This window comes from Bradyrhizobium sp. (assembly GCF_019244115.1).
Taxonomy (GTDB): domain Bacteria; phylum Pseudomonadota; class Alphaproteobacteria; order Rhizobiales; family Xanthobacteraceae; genus Bradyrhizobium.
Genome location: NZ_JAFATE010000702.1, coordinates 1 through 3,567, shown reverse-complemented (window position 1 = coordinate 3,567; position 3,567 = coordinate 1). Strand labels below are relative to the sequence as shown.

The window sequence follows — 3,567 nt, the reverse complement described above, 5'->3', positions numbered from 1 at the left end:
TCGCAGCCGCCGAAACGGCTGTCGCAGAAATATTTTTACGACGCAGCCGGATCGGAGCTGTTCGAGGCGATCACGCGACTGCCGGAATATTATCCGACGCGCACCGAGCTCGGGATCCTGAAGGAGTGCGGCAGCGCGATCGCGGCGATCATCCCGCCGGGCGCAGCCCTCGTCGAATTCGGCGCCGGCGCAACCACGAAGGTGCGGCGCCTGCTCGAGAAGAGCGCGCTCGGCGCCTATGTGCCGGTCGACATTTCCGGGGACTTCATCCGCGGACAGGCCGACGCGCTGCGCCGGGATTTTCCGAAACTTGCGGTCTATCCGGTCGCCGCCGACTTTACCGCGCCATTCGAGCTGCCCGACGCGATCGCACCGCTGCCCAAGGTCGGGTTCTTTCCTGGGTCGACCATCGGCAATTTCGAGCCTCACGAGGCCTGCCGTTTCCTGCGCAGCGCCCGCGACATTCTAGGCGATGGCGCGCTGATGATCGTCGGCGTCGACCTCGAAAAGGACGAGCGCGTGCTCTATAACGCCTATAACGATGCGGCCGGCGTCACCGCGCGCTTCAATCTCAACGTCCTGGTTCGGATCAACCGCGAGCTCGGTGGCAATTTCGATGTCTCCGCGTTCACCCATCGCGCGATCTACAATCGCGAGCGCCACCGCATCGAGATGCACCTGATCGCCAAGAAATCCCAGGCGGTGCGCCTGCTCGGCACCAGCTTCTCGTTCCGCGCCGGCGAGACGATCCATACCGAGAACAGCTACAAATACAGCGTCGAGCGCTTCGCCGCGCTGGCCCGCGGCTCGGGGTGGCGGATCAAGGAGACCTGGACGGATCCAGCCAGGATGTTTTCGGTCCATGCGCTGGTCGCCGTGGATTGAGGTAAGACACCCGACAACTTGCAGATGCAGTTGGCTGGTTTCATGCTAACCTCGCTGCCCTTGGCGACGACCGCCGCTGACGAGATAACTGGCCGGTCCGCCAATGTCCGCTCGACCGGCCGACCGGCGGAGTTCATTCGACGTTCTGCAGGAAGCGACCCTTGTTCGACCCGGCGCGTCACGTGCATTTGCCCCTCGAGCCTTGGAACGCAGGCGAAGTCCGCACGGCCATCGCCGAAATCGTGTCCGATGCGATCGCGCACTTCGACCAGCAGTCATTCTGGCCGGCTCATCCGCAGGACGATGGCGTCGTCGATGGCAACAGCAGTGTGTATTTCGGCGCTGCCGGTGTCATATGGGCATTGGACTACCTCAAGCGCGGCGGGGCGTCTGAGCGGTCGATTGACCTCGAACCCGTGCTGCCTGGGTTGCTTGAGCGCACGCGCGCCGAGATGTCCGCGATGGGCGAATATGGCCTGCATGGTTCGTTGCTGTTCGGCAATCTCGGAACCGCGCTCGTGGCCATGCGCATTGCGCCGTCTGCCTCCCTTGCCGAAACCATCCATCGGCGCGCCGCAGGCAATGCGGGGCTTCCCGTCCGGGAATTGATGTGGGGAACTCCGGGATCGATGCTCGCCTGTATCGCGATGGCCGAGATCACCGCAGAAGACCGCTGGCGCCATCTGTTCTCAACTCAGGCCGCGCGCCTTCTCGATGAACTCACGGAGACCGAGCACGGTCCGCTATGGACCCAGGATCTCTATGGCCAGCGGCGCCAATATCTCGGCCCGGTGCATGGATATGCTGGAAACATGATCCCGCTGATGCGCGGCTGGGAGTGGCTTGCGGAAAGCCAGCGCGCGCGTGTCGCGGACGCCGTGCCGCGAACGCTCGCGGCCAATGCCGTACACTCCGAAATGGGTTGCACGTGGCGACCAGCCGTCGATGGACGAAACCTGCTCTGTCAACATTGCCACGGTGCCCCCGGCATGGTCACGACGTTCGCCGACGCACCATTTGCCTCGGGTGAACTCGAGCGATTGCTGATCGCGGGCGGGGAGTTGACCTGGGCCGCCGGACCGCTCGCCAAGGGCTCAAATCTTTGCCACGGCACGGGCGGCAACGGCTACGCGTTCCTCAAGCTCTATCGACGGACAAGGAATCCGATCTGGCTTGAACGCGCTCGCACCTTCGCGATGGCTGCTATCTCTCAATGTCGCAGCAAACGAAGCGAGGTCGGTCGCGGTCGCTATTCGCTGTGGACCGGCGACGTCGGTTTCGCCATTTATTTGTGGGATTGTGTGACGAGCCAACCGGCTTTCCCGACAGTCGACGTTTTCTGACAGCGTGCATTGGGGCCCTTCGACGCTCGCAGAAACAGCACGACGTCTGGGAAGAAGGAGCGGCTCGTGGGTCTGCTCAGAACCTCACTCGAGCTCGGCAGATTATTGTGCCTTCGCCCGCAGCGACACGGCTTCCCACACCGCGACGATGATCAGGATCGCGGTGGTCAGCAGTGACAGTACGAGGGGCGAGAGATCCGCGGCGACGTAGCCGAGCGCGAGCAGCGCGAAGATGCCGGCGCCGTGCGAGGGCTGCAGCCAACCTCGGATGTCGCGCTTGAACAGGATCGTTCCCAGGAGAAACAGCACCGGCCCGCCGATCGCGCATAACGCGGTCTTCAGGTCGGTGTGGCCGTCGGGGTGCTTCAGCACGACCTCGTCGGCGACGGCCGACAGGACAATGCCGGCGACGATCGGCATGTGGAGGTAGGTATAGGCGGAGCGCGCCAGTCGTCCCGATTGCGCCGATCTCGAAATCAGCTCGCTGCCGGCCTCGGCGCCCCGGTGAAAATAGATCCACCATGTCGCGATGCTGGTGACGAAGGCCGAGACGAAGGCCGCCATCGTGTGAGACGTCCAGACGAGATCCGCAAAGGTCGCGGCATTCACGACGATCGCCTCGCCGAGCGCGATGATGATGAAGCCGGCGCAGCGCTCCGCCATGTGGCCGCCCTCGACGTACCAGTCTTCGATCGAGGACGCGCCGTATCCCGGCGCCCAGAACCGCGCCACGGGCGAGACATATTCGATCGCAAGCGCGAGCCCCCACAGCCACAGCCGCGCCTCGCCTTCCGCGAGCCCCCCGAGAGTCCAGAAGACCGCGGAGAGCAACAGCCAGGACAGGATGCGGACTGCATTCCGGTGCACGCTGACACGGGATCGCGGGGTCGCGGCGAGCAGGAAGGCAGAGCGGCCAACCTGCATGGCCGCATAGGCGCTCGCGAACCACAGACCGCGCTCCTCGAACGCGGTCGGGATCGACATCGACAGGACGAGGCCGCCGAGCATCAGGAGAAACAGCAGGATGCGGACTGGCGTCAGCTCGGGATCGAGCCAGTTGGTCACCCAGGTGGTGTAGACCCACACCCACCACACCGCGAGGAACAACAGCGTCGTCTGCACCGCGCCTGATGGTGTGAAGCGGGCGAGCAGCAGATGCGATATCTGCGTCACCGCATAGACGAACACCAGATCGAAGAACAGCTCGGCGTAAGTGACGCGGCTGTGCTGGTTCGCCACCAGCACGCGATGCAGCGGGCCTCGCGGATTTTCCCCCTTCACGTCACGGCGCGCTCAAGCGTCGGGAACGCCGGTCTGCAGAGCCAGCGCGTGCAGCACG

General features: G+C 64.3%; 3 protein-coding genes. 2 read left to right on the top strand and 1 reads right to left on the bottom strand.

Annotated features, from left to right (window positions below; all coding sequences use genetic code 11):
• Together egtD and JOZ76_RS30355 are read left to right on the top strand one after the other, a co-directional pair.
• Positions 1 to 885: L-histidine N(alpha)-methyltransferase (gene egtD, locus JOZ76_RS30360; RefSeq protein WP_291705026.1), on the top strand; the 885-nt coding region annotated here is incomplete at its 5' end.
• 182 nt (positions 886 to 1,067) lie between these two features.
• Positions 1,068 to 2,228 carry a lanthionine synthetase C family protein gene (locus JOZ76_RS30355; protein ID WP_291705024.1) on the top strand — a complete coding sequence of 387 codons (1,161 nt, stop codon included), beginning with the start codon at positions 1,068 to 1,070 and terminating at the stop codon, positions 2,226 to 2,228.
• 102 nt (positions 2,229 to 2,330) lie between these two features.
• On the opposite strand, the gene JOZ76_RS30350 is transcribed toward JOZ76_RS30355, so the two are convergent.
• Complete coding sequence (locus JOZ76_RS30350; protein ID WP_291705023.1) at positions 2,331 to 3,509, bottom strand: low temperature requirement protein A; 1,179 nt, start codon at positions 3,507 to 3,509, stop codon at positions 2,331 to 2,333.
• Between the last annotated feature and the right edge of the window lie 58 nt (positions 3,510 to 3,567).